The organism is Achromobacter sp. 413638 (assembly GCF_043119405.1).
GTDB lineage: Bacteria > Pseudomonadota > Gammaproteobacteria > Burkholderiales > Burkholderiaceae_B > Achromobacter.
This window is the reverse complement of the sequence record NZ_JBICCO010000161.1, coordinates 1-3,564: the sequence shown is the minus strand read 5'-3', so window position 1 is coordinate 3,564 and position 3,564 is coordinate 1. Positions and strand designations below refer to the sequence as shown.

The 3,564-nt window shown below is 71.1% G+C and carries 4 protein-coding genes; 1 reads left to right on the top strand and 3 read right to left on the bottom strand.

Annotated features, from left to right (window positions below):
* On the top strand, positions 1–404 hold a 404-nt coding region (locus ACEU5R_RS31835; RefSeq protein ID WP_392413886.1), incomplete at its 5' end, for a MarR family winged helix-turn-helix transcriptional regulator.
* 36 nt (positions 405–440) lie between these two features.
* Here the strand turns inward: ACEU5R_RS31835 and ACEU5R_RS31830 are convergent.
* The 3 genes from ACEU5R_RS31830 to ACEU5R_RS31820 form a co-directional block, all read right to left on the bottom strand.
* Positions 441–1,373, bottom strand: coding sequence for a DMT family transporter (locus ACEU5R_RS31830; RefSeq protein ID WP_392413884.1), 933 nt, complete (start codon positions 1,371–1,373; stop codon positions 441–443).
* A 93-nt stretch (positions 1,374–1,466) separates the two neighbouring features.
* On the bottom strand, positions 1,467–2,270 hold the full coding sequence (locus ACEU5R_RS31825) for an AraC family ligand binding domain-containing protein (protein WP_392413883.1): 804 nt from the start codon (positions 2,268–2,270) through the stop codon (positions 1,467–1,469).
* A gap of 120 nt (positions 2,271–2,390) precedes the next feature.
* Positions 2,391–3,350 (bottom strand): LysR substrate-binding domain-containing protein, encoded by a 960-nt coding sequence (locus ACEU5R_RS31820; RefSeq protein WP_212316103.1) that lies wholly within the window; start codon positions 3,348–3,350, stop codon positions 2,391–2,393.
* Between the last annotated feature and the right edge of the window lie 214 nt (positions 3,351–3,564).

The following is a 3,564-nucleotide window of genomic DNA, read 5'->3' as shown; positions in this document are numbered from 1 at the left end:
CGCCCACCCGCCGTGTCTCGCAGCTCTACGATGCCGTGCTCGCGCCGTGCGGGCTGAAGGTGTCGCAGCATTCCATCCTGTCTCACATCGCGCGCGCCGGCGCGCCGTCCATGACCGACCTGGCCCGCCTGCTGGTGTTGGATCGTTCGGCGCTGGCGCACAACCTCAAGCCCCTGGTGCGCGATGGTTATGTCCGCACCACGCGCGATCTGCGCGACGGGCGCAGTCGCCGCGTCGCGCTCACCGATGCCGGCTGCGAGAAGCTGACGCAGTCGCGCCGCCTGTGGACCGACGCGCAGGCCCGCTTCGAGGCCGCCTACGGCGCCGAGCGCGCCGTCGCGTTGCGGCGCGCGCTGGCCGAGATATTCTCCGAGGATTTCGCGCTGGCGTTCAGCCGGGGCTAGGGACGGACGCGGCCAGCGCCTGATGGTGTCCGCGCCTTAGCGCGGGCCGCGAGCGGAGGCGCGGTTCGACAGTCCCAGCAGCGCGATGGCCGCCAGCACGCAGGCCATGCCGGCGAGCTGGCGGGTCTGCAGCGCCTCGCCCAGCAGGCCCGCCGCCAGCAGTACGGCGCATACCGGCGCGACCGCGGTGAACAGCGCGGCTTCCGCGCCATTGCTGCGGGCGGCGCCCGCGTACCAAAGCAGGAAGCCGCCCACCGTGGGCGCCAGCGCGTAATAGGCCACGGCCAGCACCGCGTCGGCGGGCAGCGCCAGCGTCCAGGGCGCCTCGGCCAGCAGGCTCGCCAGCGCCGAGGCGGCCAGGCCGATGGCGGTCATGATGGTCGACAGCGCGAGCGGCGGCACCGGCGTGCGCAGCCGCTTGTGCAGCAGGATGAACAGGCCTTCGCAGCACACGGCGCCCAGCACCAGCGCATTGCCCGTCAATGACGAGGCGCCTTCAGGGCCGGCGGGGCTGGCCATCGTCAGCCATACGCCCGCCGTGGCGATCGCGATCGCGACCAGCGTGGAGCGGCCGGGCCGTTCGCCCAGCAGCGTCACGGCCAGGGCGGCGGACACCAGCGGCAATGCGCCCAGGATGATGCCGGCGTCCACCGCCGACGCGCGCTGCAGGCCGGTGATGAGCAGCACCGTGTAGCCCACGCTGCCGGCGGCGGCCTGCGCCGTCAGCAACGCCCAGTCGCGTGCGCCGAGTCGGGGCAGGGACGCGCCGGTCAGTTTCATGATCAGGAGGAAGCAGGGCAGCGCCAGCGCGAAGCGCAGCGCGGTGGCGGTGAAAGGGGGGAGCCCTGCCGCGATGATCTTGCTGGCGACCACCGTGCTGCCGACCAGCGCCATCGCGGCGGCCAGGCAGGCGTAGCCTTGCATTCGCTCGCCCGAGGATTGAAGTGGCTTGCTTGCTGCGCTGCTCATGGACGTCCGGCCTTTGCGTGGAAAAGCGTGCAGCGTAGGCGGACGGCCGCCGGCGGGTCTTGAACGAAATTGCGGGGGGCTGCGAGCGGGCGCTCAGGCGGGACGCGCGGCGGCCGCGTAGCGGCCCGGCGACAGTCCGTAGGCGCGGACGAACAGACGGGTCATGTGGCTCTGGTCCGAGAAACCGCCGGCCGCGGCCGCGTCGGCGAGCGTGGCGCCGGCCCGGATCCAGCCGCGCGCCAGCAGCAGCCGGCGCTGGACCTGGTAAGCATGCGGTGTCATGCCGGTGTCGCGGGCAAAGGCGCGCAGCGTCTGGTAGCGGCTCAGGCCGCAGGCGGCGGCCAGATCGGCCAGCGACAGGCTGGCTGCCGGATCGTCATCGATGCGGGCGCGGGCGTGACGGATGGCCGAGGGCGCGGATGGCGCGGCGGCGTCGGCGCGGCGTCCGCCCGCCGCGCGCGCCAGCACGCGCAGCAGCAGCGCGTCGCAGGCCAGCGCTTCGGCGCTGGCGATGGCTTGCGCATAGAGCGCCAGCACATCCCGGGCCAGGACGGGGTCGTCGAACACAGGCTGCGGAAATTCGAATTCGCCGGCGGGCAGGAACTCGCGGGCCGCTTCGGCGGCGACCGAGGGATCCAGGTAGAGCATCTGCCAGGCGCGGCCGGCGTCGCCCAGCGGCGCGCCGTCATGGATTTCACCAGGATTGACGGTGATGACCTGCCCGGCCTGGGCCTGCACCTGGCCGCGTCCGCTGTGCGAGGCCTGCGCGCCATGGCGGATCACGCCGATGCCGAACTGTTCGTGCGAGTGGCGCGCGAAGGTCCGGTCGCTGCGCGCGGCCACGGCCTGCACGCCGGCCAGGGCGCTGCGCTGCATGAGGAACTGGCTTGCGGGCATGGAACGGGCCGCCGGAAGGCAGGGAACGCGGGGCTTGCAGTATCGCGCGGCGCGCGGGCGCACGGCAAGCGCCCGCGAGGGCCGCGTCGGTCGGCCCCGGCGGCGCCGCCCGGACGGGCCTCAGCGCAGGCCGTGCGTATAGACCTCGCGCAGCGCCGCCGAGAACAGCGCCTCGACATTGCGGCTAGGGCCTTCGTCGCGCATGAACAGCGAGATGGGCGGCATCGTCCAGTCCAGCGAGTAGGGCACGATGGCCACGCCGGCGATGCGCACCAGCTCCTCGGCGATATCGGCCGGCAGGATGGAGACGGCGCGTTCGTTGGCCACGATCATTTCGCCGATCAGCTTGGCCGAGTCGCTTTGCACCAGCGGCGTGGGCGGGGCCAGGCCGGCCCGCAGGAAGATGTAGGCCACCTGCTCGCGGATCGGACTGTCGGCCGTGCCCAGGATCCAGTCCAGGTCCGCCAGCATGTTCCATTCCAGCCGCGAGCGGCCCAGCCGGGCGGCCAGCCGGCGGCTGGCGATGAGCCGGGGCGGCTGGTGGTAAAGCGTCTCGAAGCGCATGCCGCTCAGGTCCACGGATGGCGTGGCCCAGCCGACCACGATATCCAGCGTATGGTCGCGTAGCTGGCGCAGCAGGGCGGGGCCCTGGCCCTCGTGGATGGTGGCGGTGATGCCGCGGCCTTGCGGCAGGGTGCGGCCGATGGCGGCCGACAGCATCTGGCCCGAGACGAAGGGAATGGCGCCGATGTTCAGGTGCGCCGCGTGGCCGGTGGCCAGCGCTTCCATTTCCTGGACCATGTGGCCCAGATCGTGGACCAGGGCGCGGGCGCGCGCCAGCACCACCGCGCCCAGCGGGGTGGGCGTCATGCCGCGCGCGGAGCGCTCGAACAGCGGCACGCCGAACATGCTTTCGAGTTCGGACAGGGCATTGGTCACGGCCGGCTGGCTGGTCGCCATCTGCTCGGCGACCCGGGTCAGCGACCCGTGCTGCTCGATCTGCAGCAGCAGCATCAGGTGCCGCATCTTGAGGCGCGAGCCCAGTTTCCGGACGACTTCCTCGGGATTAAACGAGGTCATATATTGGGGTCATAGCCAGGGCATAAGTTTTTTATGATTGAACAATATTAAAACCTTATGAATACCTTATGCCATTGGGCCTAGAATTTTTCCATACTTCAAGCCCAAGGAGGCATCGCCCCATGAATTCCCCATCCGACCGCCAGGCAGCCCTGGACTATCACCAGTATCCGGTCCCCGGCAAGATCTCGGTCGTGGCGTCCAAGCCGCTGGT